The 21,746-nt window shown below is 35.1% G+C and carries 23 protein-coding genes; 21 read left to right on the forward strand and 2 right to left on the reverse strand.

The annotated features are described in order from the left end of the window. Positions 1-140 precede the first annotated feature (140 nt). A complete protein-coding gene (locus tag ACQV2Q_RS01165) occupies positions 141-626 on the forward strand; it encodes a PTS sugar transporter subunit IIA (RefSeq protein ID WP_428872944.1) in 486 nt (161 codons plus the stop codon). A gap of 99 nt (positions 627-725) precedes the next feature. Here the strand turns inward: ACQV2Q_RS01165 and ACQV2Q_RS01170 are convergent, their stop codons facing one another. After that, the gene (locus ACQV2Q_RS01170) at positions 726-1,766 is read right to left on the reverse strand and encodes a lactonase family protein (RefSeq protein ID WP_428874648.1); all 1,041 of its coding nucleotides are present in this window, start codon (positions 1,764-1,766) and stop codon (positions 726-728) included. Positions 1,767-1,894: 128 nt separating this feature from the next. On the opposite strand from ACQV2Q_RS01170, the gene ACQV2Q_RS01175 reads away from it, so the two are divergent. The 4 genes from ACQV2Q_RS01175 (at position 1,895) to ACQV2Q_RS01190 (ending at position 5,212) form a co-directional block, all read left to right on the forward strand. Continuing rightward, positions 1,895-3,151 (forward strand): AI-2E family transporter, encoded by a 1,257-nt coding sequence (locus tag ACQV2Q_RS01175; protein WP_428872946.1) that lies wholly within the window; start codon positions 1,895-1,897, stop codon positions 3,149-3,151. Positions 3,152-3,252: 101 nt separating this feature from the next. Further along, positions 3,253-3,972, forward strand: a complete 720-nt coding sequence (locus ACQV2Q_RS01180; RefSeq protein ID WP_428872948.1) for a DUF554 domain-containing protein — start codon at positions 3,253-3,255, stop codon at positions 3,970-3,972. A gap of 32 nt (positions 3,973-4,004) precedes the next feature. After that, the gene (locus ACQV2Q_RS01185; protein ID WP_428872950.1) at positions 4,005-4,625 is read left to right on the forward strand and encodes an NADPH-dependent FMN reductase; all 621 of its coding nucleotides are present in this window, start codon (positions 4,005-4,007) and stop codon (positions 4,623-4,625) included. A gap of 11 nt (positions 4,626-4,636) precedes the next feature. Beyond that, positions 4,637-5,212: an NADPH-dependent FMN reductase gene (locus tag ACQV2Q_RS01190; RefSeq protein WP_428881702.1), complete on the forward strand. Its 576-nt coding sequence runs from the start codon at positions 4,637-4,639 to the stop codon at positions 5,210-5,212. 58 nt (positions 5,213-5,270) lie between these two features. Here the strand turns inward: ACQV2Q_RS01190 and rnhC are convergent, their stop codons facing one another. Next, positions 5,271-6,209, reverse strand: a complete 939-nt coding sequence (gene rnhC, locus ACQV2Q_RS01195) for a ribonuclease HIII (protein WP_428872954.1) — start codon at positions 6,207-6,209, stop codon at positions 5,271-5,273. A gap of 135 nt (positions 6,210-6,344) precedes the next feature. Between rnhC and zapA the strand changes: the two genes are divergently transcribed. The 16 genes from zapA to ccpA all read left to right on the forward strand — a co-directional run bounded on the left by zapA (position 6,345) and on the right by ccpA (position 21,734). Further along, a complete protein-coding gene (gene zapA / locus ACQV2Q_RS01200) occupies positions 6,345-6,593 on the forward strand; it encodes a cell division protein ZapA (protein WP_428872956.1) in 249 nt (82 codons plus the stop codon). 72 nt (positions 6,594-6,665) lie between these two features. Next, positions 6,666-7,205, forward strand: coding sequence for a CvpA family protein (locus tag ACQV2Q_RS01205; protein ID WP_428872958.1), 540 nt, complete (start codon positions 6,666-6,668; stop codon positions 7,203-7,205). 30 nt (positions 7,206-7,235) lie between these two features. Continuing rightward, positions 7,236-9,593, forward strand: a complete 2,358-nt coding sequence (locus ACQV2Q_RS01210; protein WP_428881703.1) for an endonuclease MutS2 — start codon at positions 7,236-7,238, stop codon at positions 9,591-9,593. 82 nt (positions 9,594-9,675) lie between these two features. Next, positions 9,676-9,987 carry a thioredoxin gene (gene trxA, locus ACQV2Q_RS01215; RefSeq protein WP_428872961.1) on the forward strand — a complete coding sequence of 104 codons (312 nt, stop codon included), beginning with the start codon at positions 9,676-9,678 and terminating at the stop codon, positions 9,985-9,987. Positions 9,988-10,111: 124 nt separating this feature from the next. Next, entirely contained in the window at positions 10,112-11,218 is a 1,107-nt protein-coding gene (gene ald, locus ACQV2Q_RS01220) for an alanine dehydrogenase (protein WP_428872963.1), read from the forward strand. A gap of 117 nt (positions 11,219-11,335) precedes the next feature. Beyond that, positions 11,336-12,229 carry a bifunctional hydroxymethylpyrimidine kinase/phosphomethylpyrimidine kinase gene (locus ACQV2Q_RS01225; RefSeq protein ID WP_428872965.1) on the forward strand — a complete coding sequence of 298 codons (894 nt, stop codon included), beginning with the start codon at positions 11,336-11,338 and terminating at the stop codon, positions 12,227-12,229. A 1-nt stretch (position 12,230) separates the two neighbouring features. Then, complete coding sequence (locus tag ACQV2Q_RS01230) at positions 12,231-13,979, forward strand: hypothetical protein (RefSeq protein ID WP_428872966.1); 1,749 nt, start codon at positions 12,231-12,233, stop codon at positions 13,977-13,979. 26 nt (positions 13,980-14,005) lie between these two features. Then, positions 14,006-14,914, forward strand: coding sequence for an ABC transporter ATP-binding protein (locus ACQV2Q_RS01235; RefSeq protein ID WP_428872967.1), 909 nt, complete (start codon positions 14,006-14,008; stop codon positions 14,912-14,914). Then, positions 14,907-16,250 carry an ABC transporter permease gene (locus ACQV2Q_RS01240; RefSeq protein ID WP_428872969.1) on the forward strand — a complete coding sequence of 448 codons (1,344 nt, stop codon included), beginning with the start codon at positions 14,907-14,909 and terminating at the stop codon, positions 16,248-16,250. The genes ACQV2Q_RS01235 and ACQV2Q_RS01240 overlap by 8 nt, the downstream gene beginning before the upstream one ends. Before the next feature lie 137 nt (positions 16,251-16,387). Continuing rightward, a complete protein-coding gene (gene racE, locus ACQV2Q_RS01245; protein ID WP_428872971.1) occupies positions 16,388-17,230 on the forward strand; it encodes a glutamate racemase in 843 nt (280 codons plus the stop codon). Then, entirely contained in the window at positions 17,211-17,807 is a 597-nt protein-coding gene (locus ACQV2Q_RS01250) for an XTP/dITP diphosphatase (protein ID WP_428872973.1), read from the forward strand. Before racE ends, ACQV2Q_RS01250 begins: the two co-directional genes overlap by 20 nt. Positions 17,808-17,809: 2 nt before the next feature. Beyond that, positions 17,810-18,337, forward strand: a complete 528-nt coding sequence (locus ACQV2Q_RS01255) for a metallophosphoesterase (protein ID WP_428872975.1) — start codon at positions 17,810-17,812, stop codon at positions 18,335-18,337. Further along, a complete protein-coding gene (gene cbpB, locus ACQV2Q_RS01260) occupies positions 18,334-18,846 on the forward strand; it encodes a cyclic-di-AMP-binding protein CbpB (RefSeq protein WP_428874651.1) in 513 nt (170 codons plus the stop codon). Before ACQV2Q_RS01255 ends, cbpB begins: the two co-directional genes overlap by 4 nt. Before the next feature lie 82 nt (positions 18,847-18,928). Beyond that, entirely contained in the window at positions 18,929-19,483 is a 555-nt protein-coding gene (locus ACQV2Q_RS01265; protein WP_428872979.1) for a DUF948 domain-containing protein, read from the forward strand. Between the two features lies 1 nt (position 19,484). After that, positions 19,485-19,919: a YtxH domain-containing protein gene (locus ACQV2Q_RS01270; protein WP_428872980.1), complete on the forward strand. Its 435-nt coding sequence runs from the start codon at positions 19,485-19,487 to the stop codon at positions 19,917-19,919. An 810-nt stretch (positions 19,920-20,729) separates the two neighbouring features. After that, a complete protein-coding gene (ccpA, locus tag ACQV2Q_RS01275) occupies positions 20,730-21,734 on the forward strand; it encodes a catabolite control protein A (protein ID WP_428872981.1) in 1,005 nt (334 codons plus the stop codon). Positions 21,735-21,746 lie beyond the last annotated feature (12 nt).

Consider the following 21,746-nt stretch of genomic DNA (forward strand, 5'->3'; position numbering starts at 1 on the left):
GGTTTTGCACTATATATCACCTCGTGATCTTTTTCTCGCTTATTATAGCTAACAATTAAACAAATGTCACTATGTGGTCAATTCTTAAAATAGGAGTCTGTGAAGAAATATGATAAAATTAAGTCAAGAGGAGGAATAAAATGTTTGGGTTATTTAAGAAAAAAGCTAAAAAAATCAGCTTACATGCTGTCTGTGATGGTCAAATAATTCCTTTAGAAGAAGTCAACGATCAAGTTTTTTCTCAGAAAATGATGGGAGATGGCTACGCTATTCAACCGAGTCAATCAACCATCTACTCACCAGTTCAGGGTAAATTAATGAATGTTTTTCCGACTAAACATGCGATGGGAATACAAATAGAAAATTTAGAATTACTACTTCATATGGGATTAGATACGGTGGAATTAGAAGGTAAGCCTTTTAATACTTTGGTTAATGAAGGGGATAACTTAACACCAACCACTGCTGTTTCAGAAGTTGATTATCAAGAAATTGAAGCAGCAGGTAAGGATAATGTGATGTTAGTTATCTTTGTTAATGGTTCAGAGGTCATCGATGAGTTTAAGATTACTGCTAGCGGTTCAGTTACTAAAGGACAAGAAATTGGGTATGTGACATTAAGGTAAAAGGTTATCAAAAAAATGATTAGCAAATTCTATTGAATCTGCTAATCATTTTGATTTTTAACTAATCACTAACTTTTTGAATATATTTTTTAATGAAATTTACTTATTATTTAATGCTAATATACAAACGCATTCAGGAGCATAAGCTTTTGTATCGGTTAAAGAAATTATTCCACTTGCAGAATTTCTCTTAAATAAAGTGAGGTAATCAGAATCTTGATGAGCCACAATCAAATATTTTTCATCATGCGATAAGCAGAAATCTCTTGGAACCTTTCCATATGATGAAATACTTTGTAGAAGGCTTAACTTACCGCTAGTTTTATCCACTCCAAAGAGGGTAATTTGATCTTGATAGCGTGTCGAAACATATAAAAAGTTACCATCTTTTGAAATTCTAATTGCAGCTCCGGTGGCTTCTGGGTGACTATCGGTTGGAATATTATGATAACTTTCAATAATCTCTAAATGGCCATTTTGTTTTAGATGACATAAAATCGTGGTATTATTCAGCTCACCAATAATGTAGATAAATTTCTGATTAGGATGGATTGCTAAATGCCGTGGACCGGTTCCAGCTGGAATATTTAAAGATTGCTCAAGATGGGAGATTGAGCCATTCTCAGCTAAGGAATATACATAAATTTTATCACTACCCAAATCACAAACATAAAGAAACTTATCTTGATTGAAAGTAGAGGTAAAGTGGATACGAGACTGAGTTTGATTAGGATGGACAGATGAACCATCGTGGGTAACAGTCTGTATATGTTTTATTTCATCATCATTTAAGTGATAGATTTCTATAGTGCCTTCATGATAGTTTGATAGGTAGAGGACTTTTTTAGAATCTAAATAGAAAAGATGACATCCTGCTGCTTTGGTGTGATAAAAATAATTTTTTTTAATCCAGGTATCATTATGCTTTTTTTTGTATACTGCCACTCCTGAAAAAGGTTCTTCTTTTTCAATTGTAAATAAATAGCGATTATCTTTTGAGAGGGCAAGATAGGTGGGGTTTTGAATTGTATCGATTAACTCTCTTTCTGTGAAAGTTTCTTTTTGAGAATCAAAAGTGATCGATGTTAATCCTTCATTAACTCGACGGGTATAACCACCTAAAAAATATTTTTCTTTCATAAGATGGACTCCTTTCTTCTTCAAAAGTATTATAGCATAAGGGTAGATTTATATCGTAGTTAAGCCAATCATTTTAATTCTATTTGTGGTATGATTGAGATGAATTCATATAGGATAGGAGGGTATTGATGCGAAAATTAAATCAGTTTTTATTTAAGTCAGAATTCTTGAATGATCGCAATGTTATTCGGCTATTAAAATTTATTTTAATTGTCTTGGCAATCTATGCTTTTACACAAATTTCTTATTTATTTCAACCACTCTTTGATTTCTTGAACTTCTTTGCCTTTCCTTTCATTGGAACGGGCATTATGTACTATCTGTTCTCGCCCTTAGTGGTTAAACTCTCTAGACGCGGTGTAAACCGTCATTTATCAATATGGTTAATTTTTATTGGCCTCTCATTATTAGTAACTTGGGGTGTAGCTACACTCGTGCCGATAGTACAAAGTCAGACGCGCTCATTTATTAATGATTTACCTAAATATGTAGCAGGAATTCAAGATGTTTTTAACAAGCTTCCTTTACTACCTGATTTTAATGAAGTCTTTCCTAATCTGGCTAATCAAGAGGGGAGTGTTGATTTAAACGGACTTATCCAGCAAATTCAACCGCTAATTACATCGACTTTTGGTGGATTAGGTAGCGTGATAGGTACGGTTTCAACGGTTGTAACCGGCTTAGTTACTATTCCTGTCTTACTTTATTATCTTTTATTAGAAGGTTATAAGCTATTCCCTAAAATACTTTATTATATTCCTGATCGCTATAGAGAAACGACTAAGACTATGATTTATCAATCTCACTATCAGATTGGTCAATATATTCGTGGCCAAATTATTGTTGCAATTATTGTGGGCATGATTTTCGCTGCTGGTTTTTCCATTATAGGCCTAGACTATGCGATTACTTTAGGAGTACTTGCTACTTTTCTTAATGTCATTCCCTATATTGGGTCAGTCATTGCCGCTATTCCTGCCATAATTATTGGTTTAATTGCCTCTCCTTTTATGTTAATAAAGGTCTTATTGGTTATAGGGATTGAGGCTTTAGTTGAAGGAAGACTTATTCAACCGCAAATTCTTAGCTCGAATTTAAAAATCCATCCAGTTACAATTTTAATTGTTCTGTTAGGAGCGGGGCGCATATTTGGTGTAACGGGTGTGATTCTAGGTGTTCCTGCTTTTGCAGTACTTAAAGTGATCGTAACAGAACTATATCGTATTTACCGCAAACACTCTAATTTATATGGTGATGATTTAAAGAACCAATCGCTTTCTAAAGAAACTTTAATTGATATGTGTTTGGTTGAAGATGGGCAGGATGGTTTTGCTGCAGAAGATCAAGTTGATAAATTACTAAATTCCAATCAATTATTAAAATAAAATTAGTTCTTGGTTTTCTATGGAAAAATCATGAATTTATCTTTATAATAATTAAGTGTCAAGGTGAGATAGTACGCCAGTCAAGCAAGAGTATCCTTTGGATGCTCTTAATTTTATGTGAAGGATTTGTTAAGATGGGTGTAATTATTAATGGTATCGTAATCGTTATATGTAGTTTAATCGGTATGGGTTTAAAGGCAGGAATCCCTGTAAAAATCCATGAGCGATTGATGCATGGTATTGCTTTATGCGTGCTCGCAATTGGAATTGATGGCACCTTAGCTGGAGAAAATACGATTGTTATGATTTTGTCAGTTGTTGTAGGAGCAATGATTGGGGAATCAATTGATATTGATCAAAAGGTAACTTATGGGATTTCATTAATTGAAAAAAAAATATCAAAACCAGGATCTGATAGTCAGTTAGGGCAAGGTTTTATTTCAGCAGCAATGATCTTTTGTATTGGTTCAATGTCTATTTTAGGATCTTTAGAAAGTGGATTAACCGGTGATAATACCACGCTCTATACCAAGTCTATCTTAGATGGCATTACCGCCATTCTATTGAGTTCATCTTTGGGAGCAGGTGTTTTACTATCGGCAATTCCAGTAATAATCATCCAAGGCTTATTAGTAATCTTAGCAGGCTTTTTAGCTCCTATTTTATCAGTAGCAGTGGTAAATGAGATTATTGCAGTAGGGTCACTATTATTGATTGGCTTAGGCATGAATATTTTAAATATTACTGAATTAAAGATTTTAAATTATACACCGGCAATCTTTTTACCCCCTATTTTCTTGACGCTATTATCTTTATTCTAATTAGGAATACTATTCTATGGAGGTATAATAATATGAAGAAAATTGTTGGCATCGTTGGAAATAATTCTACGGAATCTACCAATCGTAAGTTATTACAATTTATTCAAAAACATTTTCAAGATAGAGCGAATATCGAATTACTTGAAGTTCGAGGCCTGCCAATCTTTAATAAACCAGCGGATGGAAAATTACCTGAGGTAATCATTGAAATGGCTGAAAAAATTGAGGCAGCCGATGGGGTGGTTATTGCTACTGCAGAGTACGATCATTCTATTCCAGCCGCTTTGACGAACGCTTTATCTTGGTTATCTTATAATATATTTCCTTTTGTGGATAAACCTTTAATGATTGTGGGAACTTCCTATGGTGTTTTAGGGACTTCTAGAGCCCAACAACACCTGCGTTCAATTATGAATGCACCAGTTATTCGTGCAATGCTTATGCCTGGTTGTGAATTTTTAATGGGGAACTCTTTAGAGGCTTTTGATAAAGAAGGGAATTTAGTTTTCCCAGATAAGGTCAATCAGTTAGAAGCTTATTTTAATGATTTTCTTCAATTTATTGGTGTCACAGAACTATTACAAGAAAGGCATCAAGCAAATGTGGATGAAGCTCGCAAGTTCTATCATCAACAGTTCGAAGCTAAAGAGTAAGGGGGGATAATATGAAATTAGTAGGAATCGTAGGCTCTAATGCAGAATTTTCGTCTAATCGTTTATTATTACAGTATATAAAGCGGCACTTTGCTGAATATTTTGAATTAGAAATTCTTGAAATTAACCAAATTCCGATGTTTGATGCTAGTAATGATCAAACAGATCATCCGGCGATTCAGTTATTAAATAAAAAAATACTTCAAGCGGATGGTATATTAATAGCCACCTCAGAACATATCCATACTGTTCCACCTGCTTTAAAATCTACAATTGAATGGCTATCTTATAAAGTTACACCTTTTATTCATAAGCCTGTGTATGTTATTGGAGCATCCTATTTGGAACAAGGGACCTCGCGTGCTCAATTACATATGGATCAAATTTTGGAGTCTCCTAGAGTGGATGCTTATGTCTTCCCTGGAAATGAATTTTTACTAGGTGGTGCTAAAAATAAATTTGATGCTGAAGGGAACATTACCGACCCTAAAACAGTTGACCATTTAGAAAAATGTATAGCTAAATTTATTCGCTATGTAAAATTAATCAATCAACTGGAAAATATTCCTGAAACTACAATTGACTAGATAAATGCCCCTCGCATTGACTATAAAAAAGCTGTCGATAAAAATCGGCAGCTTTTTCTTAATGACGATATTTTTTGCTTAACTTTTTAGCTTTTTGTGTGTTAGCAAAATGGAGTTTAGCTGTTTGATTGAGACTTTCAATCCCATAGCGGTCGATTAATTTTGATGCATAAAGATCAACATTTCTGCCTGCCCCTGAAGGTAGTTTGCCGCCAAAAGTTTCACCGAGCGAATGAAGTTTTTTAACAAAGGCATCTCTTGCAATAATGGAAGCACAAGCAACGGCCAGATGAATAGATTCGGCCCTTTTAGCAAAATAGACATGGGCGCGATAAACTTCCTTTTCGTTTTTTAAGTGTTGGTAATAATTCTTTTCTGACGTAAATTGATCAATTATTACTCCATCAAGTTGCTTTTTCTGTTCAGGAGATAGTTTTTTATATAGTTCTTTAATAGTAAAGTTATGTAATCTCGCCTTAAGTCCGTTAGCATTATATTTTTTAATCATTTGATTGTATTTTTGTGGATTAGCAATTGTTAAATGATAATCAACTGAGTGTATGAGATTAGCCGCAATGCTTTCGATTTCATGATCAGATAAATTTTTAGAATCTTTTACGCCAAGTTCTTTAATTAATTCTTGTTTTTCAAAAGGAAGATAGACTGCACATACAGTCAAGGGTCCAAAGTAAGATCCGTTTCCCACTTCATCCGACCCAATTAAATTCTTAAATTGAATCCGGTCAGGTAAATGAGTGTTGTTTTCGAGAAAATTCGTGTGGATTGATTGAGGCAAGTCTTTAGCCCATATTCGCGCTTCTTCTTCAGCTGCTTTTCCTTGAAAGAGGACTTTGCCAGATTTATAAGCTGTAATGGTTACATAAGCTAATTTAGCTCTAAAGAGGCTATAGGGAACGGGGTCAATTAAGTGTCTTTGGTAATTTTCTTCCATAACTTTAAGAGTTGCTGGGTTTACTTCGAGAGTGACGCTGTTCATTTATATCCCACCTTTTATGAATTGGCTATCATAATTATCAGTTTACCATCTTCTTTAATATTCGTATAGGAAAGGTGCATTATAGAGGGACTTTTGGTAAAATAGTGGGAGAATCAAGCTTAAAGAGGAGATTACATGGAAGAGAAGAACCGTTATAAGGCATTGATTGAAGGCAGAGTCTATACCATTGTGGGTCATCGTTCGAGAGAGCACATGGATGCAGTTGTTCAATTACTGACTCAACAATTACAACAATTAAAAGAACTTGATCCCAATTTGACTCAAGAAGATCGCGCTATTTTGATGGCAATTAATGCTATTTCAGACCAGATTACAAAAGAAGAAAAAATTGCAGCGCTAGAGAAAAGACTAGGCTTAGGCTAATTTTTAAAGAAATAGAATGATTATGAATTTTTTGAACAGGACTAATGAGGAAATCATTAGAGGGGGTACTTTATGTTAAGTGTTATTGTAATTTTAATTTTGGCCTTCGCCTTTTACTCTGGCTATCGGTCAGGAATGATTATGCAGATTGTAAGATTGTTAGGTTATATTATTACCTATATCATTGCTACACAATATTTTGATGTTTTGAGCAAGTGGGTGGAGATGATTATACCATTTCCAGCTGTCCAACCAGATAGTCAACTCGCTCTATATACGGAAGCTCAAACTTTTCTACTCGATCAAACTTTCTATAAATTGATTACTTTTCTAATTATCTGGTTAATCGGCTGGTTGTTAACGAATGTATTATCCATTTTATTTACCAAAGTAACTTATTATAGTGTTTTAAATATTAGTAATCGGTTAATTGGTGGTGTACTCAATTTCGCTGTTGTCTATTTTATCGTATTTATGGTTTTATACTTATTATCGTTAATTCCTATAGAATTTATCCAACAGCAATTTGTTAACAACCCATTGATTTTTAGAATGGTGGATTCCACGCCTATTTTGACCGACTTTGTAGGGAAGTTTGGCTTGGGATCCTAATGATTATTAATAGGAAAGGGGGAATCTTTGATGACTAATAGTAAAACTTTGGAGAAATTAGAGTATCATAAAATTATTCAGCAAGTCTCCCACTTTGCAAATACCGAGATGGCTAAATCTAAGATTCTCAAAATGCAGCCATCCACCGATTTGGAAACAATTCAAAAATGGCAAGAGGAAGTGGAAGAAAATTTAGCAATTCTTCAACAAGGTAAGAACATACCTATTCCTCGCTTAGTAGCGTTAAGTATGTCCTTTAGACGGCTGGAGATTTCAGCTGCTTTAAACCCTAAGGAGTTAGGACAAATTGGCCGCCTATTGACTACTACCAATCAAGTAACACAATTTTTTGCTGATTTAGAAGCTGAAGAAAAAATCTATCCTTCATTGAAGTATTGGGTGGATCAATGCGTGAGTCTTCCACAAGTTATCAAAGAAATACAATCAACGGTAAGTGATGAGGGGGCGGTTTTAAATTCCGCATCCACTCAATTGGCAGCTATTAGAAAAAATCAAAGTCAAACAGAAAATCAAATCCGCAACCAACTGAATCAATTACTAAAAACTAAAGGGAATCAGTTGAGCGATCGCTTAATAACTATCAGGAACGATCGTTATGTTCTACCCGTTAAGGCGGAGTATAAAGGTCAATTTGGTGGTACCATTCATGATCAGTCAGCAACTGGTCAGACAGTCTTTATGGAACCGAAGGTTGTTGTGGAGTTAAATAATCGCTTAGCCCAATTGGAGATAGATGAGCGTACCGAAATTGAAAGAATTCTTCTTGAAATATCTTTAATGATTGCGCCTTATGTTGAAGAAATTAAACATAATCAATCCATGATTGCCCAATTAGATTTTATTCAATCTAAAGCTGAGTATGCTAAAGCGATTAAGGCGACAAAGCCTGTTTTTTCAATTGATAACCAAGTAGCTCTATGGCAAGCCAGACATCCTTTAATTGATTCGGACGATATTGTAGCAAATGATATATTAATTGGTGAAAACTATCATATTCTCTTAATCACAGGTCCTAACACCGGTGGTAAGACGATTATTTTAAAAACGATTGGTCTCATTCAATTAATGGGACAATCAGGACTTCATGTTCCTTGCGATTCTGGTTCTCAATTAGGCGTTTTCCAATCGATTTATGCTGATATTGGAGATGAGCAGTCCATTGAGCAGTCTCTTTCTACCTTCTCCAGTCATATGACGAATATTGTGAATATAGTCGAAGAAGCAGACTATCAATCCCTCGTTTTATTTGATGAACTCGGTTCTGGAACTGATCCGCAAGAAGGTGCAGCCTTAGCTATTTCTATTTTAGATTATTTAAGGAAAGTAGGGGCTACTGTTTTAGCAACAACTCATTATCCGGAATTAAAAGTTTATGCCCATGAACGAGCAAAAACAATTAATGCCTCTATGGAATTTGATGTTCAGACCTTATCGCCAACTTATCGCTTAATGATAGGTGTACCTGGTCGGTCCAATGCTATTGAAATCTCAAGAAGATTAGGCTTGAGACAAGATATATTAGAGGGGGCTCAAGAAGGAATTTCACAAGATAGTCAATCTTTGAACGAAATGGTTGCTAAATTAGAGCGTGAAAGAAGAGAAAGTGAGCTAAAAAATAAAGAAGCTCAAGCTTTCTTAGAAAAAGCAGAACTCTTATGGCAAGATTTACGAACTGAATATGACCGCTATCTTGAGCAAAAGCATGACTTAGTTGAAAAAGCTAAGCGTCAGACTAATGAGAAAGTGGAACAAGCTCAAAAAGAGGCCGAAGAATTGCTGCAAGAAATTCGAGACTTACAGTTAGTCCAAGGACAAAATCAAACCATTAAAGAACATGTTTTAATCGACAAGAAAAAGGCTTTTGATCAATTAAAACAACCAGAAAACTTGAAAAAGAATAAAGTCTTAAAACGGGTTAAAAAGTCTAAAAAGATTCAGGTGGGCGATGATGTCGAGGTCTTATCCTATGGACAAAGAGGAACTGTGCTTGAACAAGTTGAAAAAAATGAGTATGTTGTTCAAATGGGCATTATTAAGATGAAGATTGCGGCTGACGAGCTAAAACCGATTGGTAAGGTTGAGCCTAAGCAGAAGGTTAATGTACAAAGGCAAGCTGGATCTAAGGTAAAAACGACTTTAGATATACGTGGTTTGAGGTACGAAGAAGCGATGAGTAAGTTGAAACAGTATTTAGACCAAGCTCTTCTATCCAACCATTCACTGGTCACCATTATCCATGGTAAGGGTACAGGAGCATTGAGACAGGGTGTCAAAGATCAATTAAGCAATCATCCTCATGTCGATCACTTCGAATACTCCCCACCAAACGCTGGAGGAGATGGTTCAACAAGGGTTTACTTCGATTAGTTAGTAAGCATATAAATAGTCAAAGACCTTTTTGATGTGCTAAGATACATCTATCAACGTGATTAGTGAAAGGGGCTTTAAGATGGTTAAGGCAATTACAGATTCAGAATTTCAAACGAAAACAGCACAAGGAGTAAGCATTGTAGATTTTTGGGCACCATGGTGTGGACCGTGTCGCATGCAATCTCCAATTATTGATGAATTATCAGAAGAGATGGAAGGACAAGTAAATTTCTTCAAGATGAATGTCGATGAAGAAACTAAAATAGCCGGTGAATTCGGTATTATGTCCATTCCAACCATGGTTATAAAAAAAGATGGACAGGTTGTAGAAAAACTTGTCGGTTTTCATGATAAAGATCGTTTGACTGAGGTGCTTAAAAAGCATATTTAGAATAACTAAGAAAAGGGCCCAACTTCAGAAGCTGGGCCCTTTAAATTTTAAGATATAATCATATAATTTATTTGTGATGAAAAGAGCATGTGGTATAATAAAAAAACAAAGGAGGGATTTATTAATGAAAATTGGAGTACCTAGAGAATTGAAAGCAAATGAAGATCGTGTAGGACTCACCCCTAATAATATTAAAGAACTTGTTTCAGCTGGAAATGAGATAATTGTTGAAAAAGAGGCTGGATTGGGTTCAGGGTTTACTGATCATGAATATATTGATGCTGGAGCAAGTATCGTTGAAACAGCTGCAGAAGTTTGGAAAGCAGAAATGGTTATTAAAGTGAAAGAGCCAGTTAAAGAGGAATATGACTATTTTTATGAAGGACTCATTCTATTTACCTATTTACATCTTGCTCCTGAACTAGAATTAACACAAGCCTTGCTCGATAAGGGTGTGATTGGAGTAGCCTATGAAACGGTTGCCGATAAGGGGACACTTCCTTTATTAACACCCATGTCTGAAGTAGCCGGTCGAATGGCTGTTCAAATCGGAGCGCGTTTATTAGAAAAGAACCACGGTGGTCCAGGTATTTTATTTGGTGGTGTACCAGGTGTTCGTCGTGCCAATGTGACAGTGATTGGTGGAGGGGTTGTCGGTTTTAATACCGCTAAATTGGCTTACGGTTTAGGTGCTAATGTGACAATTCTTGATATTAATCCACAACGTTTGGCTGAGATTGAAAATATTCTTGGTAATGGTGTACAGACATTGATGTCGAATGAAACAAACATTCATAAAGCTGTGATCGATTCAGACGTAGTTGTCGGATCAGTTTTAATAGCTGGACGCCGTGCACCAGTTCTTGTTAAAGAAGAAACCATTCAAGAAATGAGACCAGGTTCCGTTTTAATTGATATTGCAGTTGACCAAGGTGGAAACTTTGAGACAACTAAACCAACTACTCATAAGGAACCGATTTTCCTTAAACATGATATTATTCATTATGCAGTGGCTAATATTCCAGGAGCTGTCCCAAGAACTTCCACCATTGCTTTGACCAATGCTACTTTACAATATGCTAAAGAAATTGCTAGGGCAGGCATTAAAGAAGCTGCCAAGCAAAATGATGCGATTTTATTAGGTATCAATACTTATCTTGGACATCTAACATCCATTGCCGTGGCTGAATCGCAAGACAGAGAGTTTTTTGATATTGAAACAGTTTTATAAACAAGATAAACCACTCACCCTAGCAGAGACAATGTCTCTGCTATTTTTTTAGTATGAATTATCTTTATTTATTTGCTTAAAAGAGGTACTATGATTATATAAATGTAGGGGGTTCTTATGTTTTCACTTAATCGCAATAATTATTCAAATACTATTTTAGTTGTTAATGATATTCCTGGTGCCGGAAGAGTAGCGGGTTCAATTAATTTGCCAGTTTTAGCTGCTGCCCAATTAGAAGCTACTATTTTGCCAACTTTAATCCTTTCTTCGCATGCTGGAGAAAAAGGGGATTTAGTTCGTTATTCCATGGGAAATGCTTATCAAGAAATGCTGCACCATTGGCAGCAAGTTGACTATCATTTTGATGCAATTTTAACGGGTTATTTTGCTGATACTCAGCAGATAGATGATTTGAAAACCTATCTTTTAAAAGAAAAAGAAATCAATCCAAACATTGCATTATATATGGATCCGATTATGGGGGACCATGGTCAGTTCTATGCTGGTTTTGATCAAGACGTCGCTCATCATTTGCGTGAATTAATACCGTATGCAGAATTAGTCATGCCCAATCTAACAGAAGCTTGTTTGATTTTAGGACGAGACTACAAAGAGGACTTCAGATTAAATGAGATTGCTGATATCGCCGATGAATTATTAACTTTAGGTTGTAAAAATGTCATTATTACAGGAGCTAAAGATGATCGAAGTGATAATAATCGCTTAGGTTTCTACTATGCCAGCCAATCGGGTGAAAAAGGACTTGTAGTTCACGAGTATTTTGATGGTTACATATTTGGAACTGGAGACACTGTTGCTTCAATCATTACTGCCAGTCGAATCGCTGGTGACAGCTTGAAAGACTCTGTTAGATTGACAGCAGATATTATTGAGAAAATGATTCCTTTTTCTATTAGTCAAAATGAAAGTAATGTGGGTCCTATTCATTTTGAGCCTTTTATAAAAGAAATTTCTACATATTTCAGTCAGAAAAAAGAAAGTGGGTTTTAAATTGATTATTAAAGATGTGACACCTGAAAAAACGATTAATAAAAAAGCCAACAAGCGTTCATTTAATCCAAACTATTTGTATGTATTATTAGCATTGGCTATCTTTGTTTATTATTATCTCACACTACCACCTATCCATTACGCTTCTTATCAAAGCTGGTTTTTTCTTCTATTAATTGTGGCCGGTGTTTTTGCCATCGAATTGATTAAAGATTCCAATCAGTGGTTCAAGCAGATCAAGAATAATCCTAATCAAGTTACTGAGATTAAATTCGGCAAATTGCCAAAGAAATACCGCTTGTTCTATTGGCCGGTTGTTATTGTCTTATTAGTAGGATTAATTGGGAAGTTTGTTTTTTCTCCTTTCTTTATGGCAAAAGATTATGGTCAAATGATCTCACCAGTCAATAAAGATTTCGAGACCACTTTTCCTGAAGTTAATATTGATAATGTGCCATTAGTGGATCGAGATACAGCAGTGCGCCTTGGAGATCGCTATTTAGGAGCTTTAACTGAGCTTGTTTCTCAATTTGAAGTATCGGATGAATATACCCAAATCAATATTGAAGCAGAACCCTACCGGGTAACTCCCTTGAAGTATGCAGGACTGTTTAAGTGGTTAAACAACTTTTCAGAAGGAATCCCACATTATCTTCAAGTTGATAATGTTACTGGAAAAGTGGAAGTAAAAACACCTGAAAAACCGATTAGATATTCTTATTCAGATCATTTCGGTCGGAATATTTCTAGACATTTAAGATTCAATTATCCATTCAGTATTTTTGAAAGCCCTGACTTTGAAATCGATGATGAGGGCAATCCTTATTATATAGCTACTAGCTATGGACGAAATTTCTTTCTTAATGAGCCAGAACCTAATGGATTAATTATTGTTAATGCGATGACAGGAGAACACCAAAAATACTCCATGGATGAGATCCCATCTTGGGTAGACCGCGTTTATTCTGCTGACTTAATCATGCACCAGTTAGACCAAAACGGTAAATTTAAAAATGGTTTTTGGAACTCAGTTTTTGCCAAAGAAGGCGTAACAGAAACCTCCAAAGGTTATAATTATCTACCAATGAATGATGATATTTACCTCTATACTGGTATCACTTCTGTTGTATCAGATGAATCAAACATTGGCTTTGTATTAGTTAATCTAAGAACCAAAGAAGCTACTATGTACAATTTATCTGCTGCCGAAGAGTTCTCTGCTATGGCTTCAGCTGAAGGGTCTGTTCAAGAAAAAGGATATATTGCAACATTCCCTCTCTTGATTAACTTACAAGGCAATCCTATGTATATTTTAACTTTAAAAGACTCTTCCGGTCTTATTAAAAATTATAGCTTAGTAGATGTTCAAGATTATCAGAAAGTCTACATTGCTAGCAATATGACTCAGCTTATCCAAAAGTATGGGGAAGATAATCCTGTGGTTTTAGAGGCAATCAATGAGGACACATTAGAAAAAGTAACCGGAAAAGTTGAAAAAATCCAAGCTGTTATAAAAGAGGGGGAAACTTTCTATTATTTCATGTTAGATGGTAATGTTTATCAAGTGCCTGCAAAATTGAATGATTACCTACCATTTGTAGAAGAAGGACAAACAATCACGCTTAAATTAGATGATCGATCAAACATTCATTTAGTCGATTTGACGGAAATATTTGGCGACAAAGCGGCTCAAGAAGAAGTGATTCCAACCAGTGAAGATACTGATCCGCTGCTAGACAATGTGGAATAATCATAAAAAGTTAAGAGGAGGATATAATGTTAGAAGTAAAAAACCTATCCAAGAAATTTGGTAGTTTTCAAGCTGTAAAGAATGTTTCTTTTGACATTGAATCGGGAACGATTATGGGATTTATTGGTCCAAATGGATCAGGGAAAACAACTGTTTTTCGAATGATTTTAGATTTCTTAAATCCTGAACCTGGGGGACTAGTTACTTGGAATCAAAAGCCGATTAATAATCAATTATATGATTTAGTTGGTTACTTACCAGAAGAACGTGGTCTTTATGAAAAGATGACTATTGAAGAACAAATTGTCTATTTCGCTAGCCTTAGAGGAATGAAATACCTTGATATTATCACTCAAATAGATGAATGGATGGATAAATTTGCCGTAAAAGGTAAACGAAAAGATAAGATTAATACGCTTTCTAAAGGAAACCAGCAAAAAATACAATTGATTGCTACATTAATCCATCGACCTAAATTAGTTATTTTAGATGAGCCATTCTCTGGCCTAGATCCAGTCAATGCTGACCTTTTAAAACAAGGCATCTTAGAATTAAAAGAAGGTGGATCGAGCATTATCTTTTCTAGTCATAATATGGAAAATGTGTCACAAATATGTGATAAGTTAGCCATGATTCTTGATGGTGAGCAAGTTCTTTACGGTTCGATTAATGAAGTTAGAGAACAGTTTGGACGTATTCGCATTTATATTGAAAGTAAAAAGTGGAATGAAGCTAGCCTGCTAGAAATTGAAGGGGTAGATTCGGTAGTTCGTACCAGCCCTGATCATTACACCTTAAATCTTAGCGATGAATCATTTGGTCCTAGCATCTTCCAAACAATCACTCAAGGACAATTTATCCCAATGTTCTCTCAACAACCACCGACCTTAGAGGAAATATTTAAGTTGAAAGTAGGTGACCGAATTCATGAATAAAATGTGGCTTGTAGCAAAAGAGGTTTATCGGAAAAATGTGAAGTCTTGGGCTTTTTTCTGGATGATAGCAGGCCCCATTATTATGGGGTTGGTTATTTTAGCAATCGGTTATTTTATTTATCTTGACCAATCCAGCTCTTCAGTCGGCAATGTTGGAATTGTATCTGAAAATGCAGAGATTAATCAATTGATTGCTGCAATAGAAGATGAAAATGACTACCAATTTGACTTAAATGAAAAGCAAGCTGAAGAAGCCTTATTTGCAGAAGAAATTGATGGTTATTTAGTTGTTGAAGGCGAAAATGTAGATCTTAATGCTAAGTTCTATCGCCATAATTCAGGCAAGAATATTGCCACTTATAATATCGAAGAAGTACTTTCAGAATATCGCATTCAAAAACAAGCAGAAGCATTTAATTTAAAACAAGAAGAAGTGAATCAATTAAAAGATAGTGCTGTTGACATTGAAACTATTCGCATCCAACCAGACGATGATGGCGCTGTTACAGAGGTTTCAGAAAATGATCCAGTAACTGCCGCTAAAATTGGAGTGGCTTATGTAGTGTGTTTTGTGGTTTTAATGTTTATTATGAGTTACGTATCCATAGTCTCTCAAGAAATTGCGGCAGAGAAGGGCTCTAAAATCATGGAAATTATTCTCTCCAGTATCACCGCTACCCAGCATTTTTTAGGTAAGCTGATTGGAGTGGGCTTGGTAATTCTTACTCAATTAGTCATATATGGTATACTAGGAGTTATTATTTCCTATGTATCCGGCTTAGTATTAGCCCAATTTTTTGTAAACTCATCTGAAAATATGGAAAATATTCAAGCTGGCACACAAGCCATGAGCGAAAGTTTTGATCCGGCCATAATCAGCGATTATATTTCACAAGCTAGACCGGTGATATTATATGGAATATTGTTTGCTGTTATAGGAATGGCAATTTATTCAATACTTGCAGCTTTTTTAGGTTCATTAGTTTCTAAAACTGAAGACGTCAATAAAATGATCACCCCAATCACCTTATTAGCAGTAGCAGGCTTTTATATTGCCTTATACGGTATGCAGTCACCTAACTCAGCCATTGTTCGTTTAGGCTCTTATTTCCCATTATTTACGCCTTTTATTATGCCTTTCCGTTTGGCTAATGACACAGTTGCCACTAGTGAAATATGGTTATCGGTATTAGTTGCGATTGTTTTCTTAGCCTTATCGATTTGGTTATCGGTTGTGTTCTATAAATCAAATGTTCTAGTTTATAGTGAAAAAGGATTAATTGGTAGTTTTAAAAAGTCCTTTGCTATATGGAAAAACGAGAAAAAAGTTAATTAATTTTAAAACAAGGCCTTGCAAACAACTTCAGTAGGTTGTTAATTAAGGGCCTTGTTTTTTAGTAAATAACAAGATGACTTCCATTCTTTTTTTGCATAGATATGTTAAAATAATAATTGTGAAGTGAGGAGAATTTTATGAAAGACTTACCCATCGGTTTTATTGATTCTGGATTCGGCGGATTAACAGTTGTTAAACAGAGTTTAAAACAACTTCCTAATGAATCCGTTCTTTTTATTGGTGATAATGCTCGTTGTCCATATGGTCCGCGTCCGTTAAATGAAGTTAAGAAGTATATTTGGCAACTCAGCAATTTCTTGCGTGAAAAAGGCATTAAAATGCTTGTGATTGCTTGTAATACTGGGACTGCTGCAGCTTTAGAAGATTTGAAGCGAACTTTACCCATACCTGTTGTTGGCGTAATTGAACCCGGTAGTCGAGCTGCCATTATCCAAACTAATAATAAAAAAATCGGTGTGATTGGAACAATCGGAACTATTCAGAGTAAAATTTATGAAAAAACGATTATCAATAAAAAAAATGATGTGGTCGTAGAAGGACTTGCATGTCCGTCTTTTGTTGAAATGGTAGAGACTGGCCAAATTTATAGTAGCCAAGCTAAAGAAAAAGTGTCGCAAGAACTTTCCCCGCTATTAAAAAAAGAAATTGACACATTAGTACTTGGTTGTACCCACTATCCAATCATGCGCGGTTTAATTCAAGAAGTAGTTGGTCCTAAGGTTCATCTGATTGATTCAGGAGTTGAAACAATTAATGATGTTAGTATGCTGTTGGATTATTTTAACTTAAGTCGAACAGCAAATGATGCCTTACAACAATCTCCTACACAAACTTTCTATACAACAGGAGACATCGAACACTTTGATCGAATGGCTAGCGACTGGCTAGCTCGAAAAGATCTTGATGTCAGAAAATGTGAAATTAAAGGAGAAGTAATTTATGAAACTGATTATAGCTAGTCATAATCCAGGAAAAATAGCAGAGTTTAAAGCTCTTTTTGAAGCTTTTGATTTACAAGTTCAATCTTTGCTTGATTATCCTGAAATTCCAGAAGTAGAAGAAACAGGTACAACATTTGAGGAGAATGCACGTTTAAAAGCAGAAACAATCGCTAAGGAAATGAACTGCTTAGCCCTATCAGATGATTCAGGCTTATGTGTTCCAGCACTGAATAATGAGCCGGGTGTCTATTCGGCTCGCTATGCTGGAGAAGAAAAAAATGACGAAAGAAACCGTTTGAAACTTTTAGAAAATTTGAAAGAATTTAACGGTGATCAACGAAAAGCCTATTTCACAACCGTTATCGTATTAGCAGATCCACAAAAAGATTCATTAGTTGTTGAAGGTAATGTAGAAGGAATCATTACCAAAGAGCCTATCGGTGAGGGTGGCTTTGGTTATGATTCACTATTTTACTATCCTCAAGATCAACAAACCTTTGCTCAAATCTCTGCGGAACGTAAGAACCAAATTTCTCACAGAGGCCAAGCAGTGGAGAAGTTAAAAGAAAAACTAAATGATTGGTTGGAGGGATAGAGATGAAATTGTTAGTATTAAGTGACAATCATGGAAATTACTCTATTGTAAAAAACATCATTCAGCAGTTTAGGGATAAAGTAGATTATATTATTCATTGTGGTGATTCAGAATTTTCATTTGATGATCCTATTTGGCAGGCTGTCGATGTTAAAGTAGCAGGAAATATGGATTTTTCTCCAGGCTATCCATCTAGCGAAATTTTATCGACCCCTAAGGGAAAAATTTTGATTACTCATGGCCATTTGTATCAAGTAAATCAAGGAAACATTAATCTTTTAGAATTAGCTTTACAAAAGAATGCCAAATATGTTTTCCACGGCCATACACATCGCCTATATGCTGAAATGAAGCGAGGAATCTTATTTATGAACCCTGGTTCCATTGCAAAAGCAAGGGGCGAAATTCAAGAAAAAACATTTTCTATAGTTGAAATTTCCGATGACTTTATTAAGGTTGATTATTATAATTCACATGCAATACAGTTAGAAGATTTGTCTTATTATTTTAAACTAGATGGAGCTGATTGATCTTGATAGATCCTAACTTATCAAAAAATATTGTTGAAAATCTAAAAGAAGTTATTATCCCGGCTGATAATGTAGTCTATCTTTATGACTTTAATTCATTAATTCACGGCTTATTAGTCCTTAATCAAGTCGACTATTCAATGATTCCTGTGGTCAATCAAAATGGTCAAATAGTGGGCTTAGTAAGTATTAACATGATTGTTAAAGAAGCTATTACTTTAGAAGACATAGACTTTGACAACCTTAATTATAAATTAATTAAGCATTTAGACTTAAGGAAACCAGAATTTATAACAATGAACGAAAAGCTCGAATCAATTTTGCATAAACTGGTAGATAATAATTTTTTATGTGTGGTTGAAAACCATATAGAAAAGAAATTCATTGGTATTATTACTCGAAATATGATTTTAAAACGAATAAATGCTTTCTTGCATCGTACAAGTTTAAAAGAGTTAAGGGTTTCAAACTTCCAACAAGGGCGTGAGAAAAAATTAATAAATAAATAGCTCATTTCTAAGCCCTTATCTTTGAGTTAAATGCGCTTTCATGATATATTTAAGCTAGTAACTTAGCAAAGGAGGATTAGATATGACAATTGGTCAAATTGCAGCCATGATTGCAGCTTTAGCCTTTGCAATTCTCGTTGTATTCTTATCGATGACCTTGATGAAAATTGGTGAAATTCTGACAAATCTGAAGGAAACGGTGAGCAAATTAAATAATACCATTGATGTGGTGACTAAAGATGTTGACCATCTATCAATTGAGGTAGAAGGTTTACTGAACAAGTCAAATACACTTGTAGATGATTTAAATGCTAAATTAGGAAAAACCGATCCGTTATTTACTGCTATCGGTGATGTCGGAACATCCGTTTCAGAATTAAATGACTCGACTAAAGAAATGACATCGAACTTTGTTTCAAATATGCTTAAGAAAAACAAGAAAAAATCACCAATTGATTCAATTCAAAAAGCATCGCGAATGGTAAATCGTTTCAAAGTGAAGCCACAAGCCAAAAATTCAGAGATTTTGGCTAAGGATCCAGCTAAACAGGAAAAGAGAAGCTTAGATTCCTTTATTCAAGGAAAACCTTCTAAAACAGCTGGTGAGATTTCAATTAATTTAAAGGAGGCAAAATAATATGAAAAATAATGATGGATTTTTAGCGGGAGCTTTATTAGGCGCTCTTATTGGAGGGGCAGCTGCTCTTTTATATGCTCCTAAATCAGGTAGAGAGTTACGTGAAGATTTAAATGAAGAATTAGATTATTGGATTGATCGTGCTAATGATTATACAGACTATGCCGTGGAAAGAGGTGTAGAGATGTATGACGCAGCTTCTGATGCGAGTGAAGATTTCCGTGTAAATCTTAAAACTTCAGCTGATCATATTAAACGTTCTGCTGAAGAATTAAAGAAAGAAGCAAGCAAAGAATGGGATCATGTAAAAGAAGACCTCAGTCAATCTAAAGACATCTTGAGTGCCAAAATTGAAGATATTGAAGTTGATACAAAAGAAGAACTAAAAGATGTGAAAAAAGAAGTCGAGAAGCAAACAGATGAACTACTAAAATAAATTTAGAGGCTGGACAAAAGGCCTCTTCACCCGCTACATAAAACGCAGCGAGCTTAGAATGGAAAGGTGTTTTTCGTTCTAAGCTCGCTGCTTTGCATATTTGCTTGATTATTGGCCATTAATACCAGTCTTACAATAGTCTTCACCTTATCTCTAAGGCGAAGAAGGAGCTTAAATTTGTCTTTACATGATCGAATACAGACTCTACAGCAATTCTTCGTTGACTGTAGAGTGTCTTTCCTTCGTCAGATAAGAGCTTGGCTCGTTCGTTAAACTTGAGTGATTCATAAGACGGTTTGTAGTAGAATGCTTTTTGAGGTGCCGTGTCTGTTTCCTTCGGTCGGTAAACATCGCTCGTACTTTCATAATCATTGCGTATTTTAAAAATCTTGAATGCTATTAATAATAACTACTTCCTTTAAGCAGTATGATGGTCTGTCATTGCGCTCGATTCGGCGATTCCCATAAATTAAAAGCTCCGATGATGTTTCTTCGTTTCTTCTTTCTCGAATAGATTATATTTGATAAGGTGCTTATTCCCATGGTAGGTTAATTAAGTTAAATTTTCATCACTGCCATATTTGGTGTCACTGACCATCCAAAAAGTTGAAGGATAAACTGCTCTACAAATGAAATCAGTGTTAACCTATCTTTTGGTTTGGAGAAGACAGCAAACACCCTCTAATGAGCGAGTTCATTATTTATGAAAAAACTGTGAAAACTTGAGAATAAAGCTAGAAAACGCTTGCACTATCTGTCTGCTTATGTTAAATTCAAAGAGTAAATTAAAAATTTGAAAGAAGGGTAGGCATGGAAAAGCAAACAATTACAATATATGATGTAGCTCGTGAAGCTGGCGTATCAATGGCCACCGTATCTCGAGTTGTAAATGGTAATCCAAATGTAAAGCCAAGTACTAGAAAAAAAGTCTCAGAAGTTATAGAACGTTTAGATTATAGACCTAATGCTGTAGCAAGAGGACTAGCCAGTAAAAAAACAACCACAGTTGGCGTTATTATTCCTAACATTACTAATATCTTCTTTTCGGCATTGGCACGCGGAATTGATGATATAGCAGCTATGTACAAATATGACATTATTTTAGCAAATGCCGACGAAAGTGTCGACAAAGAAATTAATGTTTTTAATAATTTATTAGCTAAACAAGTAGATGGTATTATCTATATGGGTTATAATGTCGGCGAAGAACTTAAGTCATTAATTAAAACTTCAAGAACACCTGTAGTTATTGCGGGTATGATTAGTGAAGATCCTGATCTCTATACAGTATCAATTGATATTCGATTAGCAATAGAAGAAATGACAGATTTCTTACTTCAAAAGGGTAACAGACCAGCTATTATCACCGATTCAGAAAAGTATTATGTCAATCGAGTGCATCGGATTCCTGGTTATAAATCAGCATTGGCTAAGCATAATATAGCGGTAGATGAAGATTTGATTATCCAAAGTGACTTTACTGATGATGAAGGAGATATAATTGTAGATCAATTATTAGCTGCTAAAGCTACCGGAGTTATCGCTACTAAAGATTTCTTAGCAGTAGCCATTTTAAATGCCCTAACTGATCGAAATATTAAAGTACCTGAAGACTTTCAAGTACTTACTAGTAAAAACTCAGTCCTTACAAAATATTCGCGTCCTCAACTATCATCTTTACAATATCCTTTATATGATGTTGGAGCGGTAGCAATGCGCTTGCTAACGAAAATTATGAATGATGAGGGTATCGAGCAGCGTCAAATCATTCTTCCCCATAAATTAGTACACCGTGGTTCAACACTGAGTGAATAAAAACATTAAAAA

Source organism: Facklamia sp. P12950 (assembly GCF_050409465.1).
GTDB lineage: Bacteria > Bacillota > Bacilli > Lactobacillales > Aerococcaceae > Facklamia.

What these genes read in the sequence shown, in the direction of transcription:
- ACQV2Q_RS01165 (WP_428872944.1), top strand. Translation starts at nt 141, where the DNA reads ATGTTTGGGTTATTTAAGAAAAAAGCTAAAAAAATCAGCTTACATGCT.
- ACQV2Q_RS01170 (WP_428874648.1), bottom strand. Translation starts at nt 1,766, where the DNA reads ATGAAAGAAAAATATTTTTTAGGTGGTTATACCCGTCGAGTTAATGAA.
- ACQV2Q_RS01175 (WP_428872946.1), top strand. Translation starts at nt 1,895, where the DNA reads ATGCGAAAATTAAATCAGTTTTTATTTAAGTCAGAATTCTTGAATGAT.
- ACQV2Q_RS01180 (WP_428872948.1), top strand. Translation starts at nt 3,253, where the DNA reads ATGCTCTTAATTTTATGTGAAGGATTTGTTAAGATGGGTGTAATTATT.
- ACQV2Q_RS01185 (WP_428872950.1), top strand. Translation starts at nt 4,005, where the DNA reads ATGAAGAAAATTGTTGGCATCGTTGGAAATAATTCTACGGAATCTACC.
- ACQV2Q_RS01190 (WP_428881702.1), top strand. Translation starts at nt 4,637, where the DNA reads ATGAAATTAGTAGGAATCGTAGGCTCTAATGCAGAATTTTCGTCTAAT.
- rnhC (WP_428872954.1), bottom strand. Translation starts at nt 6,209, where the DNA reads ATGAACAGCGTCACTCTCGAAGTAAACCCAGCAACTCTTAAAGTTATG.
- zapA (WP_428872956.1), top strand. Translation starts at nt 6,345, where the DNA reads ATGGAAGAGAAGAACCGTTATAAGGCATTGATTGAAGGCAGAGTCTAT.
- ACQV2Q_RS01205 (WP_428872958.1), top strand. Translation starts at nt 6,666, where the DNA reads ATGTTAAGTGTTATTGTAATTTTAATTTTGGCCTTCGCCTTTTACTCT.
- ACQV2Q_RS01210 (WP_428881703.1), top strand. Translation starts at nt 7,236, where the DNA reads ATGACTAATAGTAAAACTTTGGAGAAATTAGAGTATCATAAAATTATT.
- trxA (WP_428872961.1), top strand. Translation starts at nt 9,676, where the DNA reads ATGGTTAAGGCAATTACAGATTCAGAATTTCAAACGAAAACAGCACAA.
- ald (WP_428872963.1), top strand. Translation starts at nt 10,112, where the DNA reads ATGAAAATTGGAGTACCTAGAGAATTGAAAGCAAATGAAGATCGTGTA.
- ACQV2Q_RS01225 (WP_428872965.1), top strand. Translation starts at nt 11,336, where the DNA reads ATGTTTTCACTTAATCGCAATAATTATTCAAATACTATTTTAGTTGTT.
- ACQV2Q_RS01235 (WP_428872967.1), top strand. Translation starts at nt 14,006, where the DNA reads ATGTTAGAAGTAAAAAACCTATCCAAGAAATTTGGTAGTTTTCAAGCT.
- ACQV2Q_RS01240 (WP_428872969.1), top strand. Translation starts at nt 14,907, where the DNA reads ATGAATAAAATGTGGCTTGTAGCAAAAGAGGTTTATCGGAAAAATGTG.
- racE (WP_428872971.1), top strand. Translation starts at nt 16,388, where the DNA reads ATGAAAGACTTACCCATCGGTTTTATTGATTCTGGATTCGGCGGATTA.
- ACQV2Q_RS01250 (WP_428872973.1), top strand. Translation starts at nt 17,211, where the DNA reads ATGAAACTGATTATAGCTAGTCATAATCCAGGAAAAATAGCAGAGTTT.
- ACQV2Q_RS01255 (WP_428872975.1), top strand. Translation starts at nt 17,810, where the DNA reads ATGAAATTGTTAGTATTAAGTGACAATCATGGAAATTACTCTATTGTA.
- ACQV2Q_RS01265 (WP_428872979.1), top strand. Translation starts at nt 18,929, where the DNA reads ATGACAATTGGTCAAATTGCAGCCATGATTGCAGCTTTAGCCTTTGCA.
- ACQV2Q_RS01270 (WP_428872980.1), top strand. Translation starts at nt 19,485, where the DNA reads ATGAAAAATAATGATGGATTTTTAGCGGGAGCTTTATTAGGCGCTCTT.
- ccpA (WP_428872981.1), top strand. Translation starts at nt 20,730, where the DNA reads ATGGAAAAGCAAACAATTACAATATATGATGTAGCTCGTGAAGCTGGC.